At 69.7% G+C, this 2,424-nt stretch carries 2 protein-coding genes; both read right to left on the bottom strand.

From position 1 onward, the window contains the following. A partial coding sequence (locus tag C487_RS10930) for a putative sulfate/molybdate transporter (protein ID WP_006185816.1) occupies window positions 1-1,003 on the bottom strand: 1,003 nt, incomplete at its 3' end. Window positions 1,004-1,149: 146 nt separating this feature from the next. After that, the coding region (locus C487_RS10925; RefSeq protein WP_049908090.1) for a methyl-accepting chemotaxis protein at window positions 1,150-2,424 on the bottom strand (1,275 nt) is incomplete at its 5' end.

Genomic DNA, 2,424 nt, shown 5'->3' with positions numbered 1-2,424 from the left:
CGAGCGATCGACGATCGGCGACGGCCGCGACCGCCGCGCGAGCCAACTCGAGCGCCACGACGACGAGCAACACGCCCAGAACTGCCATCGGGAAGGCGGCGAGTACGGCCCCGGCGGCGACCGGCGCGAGCGCGAGGTAGCCGATGCCGAGCAGGACGTTCGCGCCGCCGGTTCGCGCGCCGAAGGCGTACTTGCCGGCGAGGCCGCCGCTGCCGTGACACATCGGGACGCCGCCCAGCGGGATCGCCGCGAGGCAGGTCACGCCCATGCTCGTCGAGAGCGCGTCCGCCGAGACCTCCCGGTCGTAGAGGTCGCCACAGAGCAGGGCAGTCGCGATCGCGGCGTTGCCGACCGTCATTCCCAACTGGGCGACGGTCCCCTCGACGGCGGCCCCGGTGAACGACGGCGATCCGGCTGGAAACACCGCGAGTTCCGGCAGCGTCGGCGTCGGAACGCCGGCCGCCGCGACGGCCGCGACCGCTCCGAGCCCGAGTACGACCAGCACGCTCGCCTGCCGGTAGCCGACGAGCGCCAGCAGGCCGACCACGGCGAGCCCGCCCACCGCCATCGGCGGATCACCGATCGAGAGGTCGACCGCCGCCTCGAGCAGGAGCAAGGCCACGGCGAGTTGCACGCCGCGGATGACCGGCTCGCCGACCACCCGCTGGAGCCGACCGACGAGTCCGAGTCGCCCGACGGCGAGGAGGACCCCGCCGGCGAGCAGTCCGGCCGCGGCCAGTTCGGCGTATGAAAGCGCGCCGACGACCGCCAGCCCGAGCAGCGCCTTCATCGGTTCGACGGACAGCGGCAGGCCGTAGTAGAGCCCCCAGACGATCTGAAAGACGCCGAACCCGACCAGCACGTGGGGCAGCGAGACGCTCGTCGTCGCCCCGAGCGCGACCAGCAGCGGCAGGACCGTAACCGAATCCCCTAGCGCACCCGTGAGTTCGCTCGCGGAGAACTCGAGGTCGTGATCGGTCCGCGACCCGAAGGAATACGCCATCCATCCCCGATAATCCAGGGATGGCCTTGACTCTTGTCTGTAACCTTTGGACCTTTCGAGAGGAGGTAAACGAAACCAATAGACGTTATCGGACGACGGTTCGGAACGTGGCCGCGAGCCGATGGCCGCCGTCGGTCGGGTCGTCGCTATCGAGACGCGGTGCCGCCGTCGCCGGTCGTCTCCGGCGTCGCGTCGGCCGTCGAGACGGCCTCCGGATCGATGTCGTCGGCGATCCGTGGCTCCGGCAGGTCGTAGCCGCTCTCGGTGTCGTAGGCCACGAGCTGTGCGTTCAACTCGCCGGCCTGTTCGGTCAGGACGGTCGCGCTCCGGGCGACGTGGGAGAGCGCCTCCGCCTGGGCCGACGCCCGGCGGGCCGCTCGCGCCGAAGTCGCTGCCGTCGTCGCGCTCGTCTCGGCGGCGTCCTCGACCAGCACGACGACCTGCTGGGTCGTCGACGCCTGCTGTTGGGTCGCCGCGGAGATTTCCTGAACGCCGTCGTTGGTCTCCTCGGCGAGCCCGGCGACCTCCTCGAGCGCGGTCGCGGCGTCCTCGACGTCGGCGACGCTGCCCTCGATCCGACTGCGGCTGGTCCGGACCTCGTCGGCGGCGGCCATCGCCCGCTCCTTGAGCCCCTCGAGGCGCTTTTCGACGGTCTGGACCGAGTCGTAGACCTCCTCGGAGAGGGTCTGAATCTCGTCGGCGACCGCGCCGAAGCCTTCGCCGCCGGTCCCGTCCGAACGGGTCGCCTCGATGTTGGCGTTCAGCGCCAGCATGTTGGTCTGCTCGGCGATCTCGCTGATCGACTCGATCAGTTCGTCGATCCGTTCGGCCTCGGCCTCGAGCCCCTCGATCTCCTCGAGGGTTCGTTCGGTCTCGGTGTCGATCACGTCCATGCCGGTGATCGCATCGCCCGCGGCCTCGCTCCCCTGCCGGCCGACGCGTGCGGTCCGGTCGGCGGTATCGGCGACCTCGGAGGCGGTCGCAGCGATCTCCTCGACCGTCGTCGAGAAGTTCTCCATCTCGGCCGTAACGGTCCGCAGCTGCTCGTTTTGTTCCCTGTTGTCCGCGACGACCTCGGTCAGCGCCTCGCTCGTGCGTTCGCCTTCCGTCTGCACCGTCTCCATGCTGGTCGTGAGTTCGCGGCTGTACGTGACGACCTCGCCGGAAAAGGACTTCAGCGTCCCGAAAGTGTCCTCGATCTCCGCGAGCATCGCGTTGGAGTTGTCGGCCAACTCGTCGAGCGACTCGTGGGTACCCGGGCGCTCGAACCGCCGGGTGAGATCGCCCGCGGCGACCGCTCGCGTCGTCTCCGCATGGGTCTGGACGGTCCGCTCGAGTTCGTCGAGCGATCGGTCCGTCCGGTCGCGTTCGGCCAACTGACGACGAATCCCGGCCCTGTCTCTTATACACATCTCTGATGG

Source organism: Natrinema pallidum DSM 3751 (genome assembly GCF_000337615.1).
Classification (GTDB): Archaea; Halobacteriota; Halobacteria; order Halobacteriales; family Natrialbaceae; genus Natrinema; species Natrinema pallidum.
This window is presented reverse-complemented; position numbering and strand designations above follow the sequence as displayed.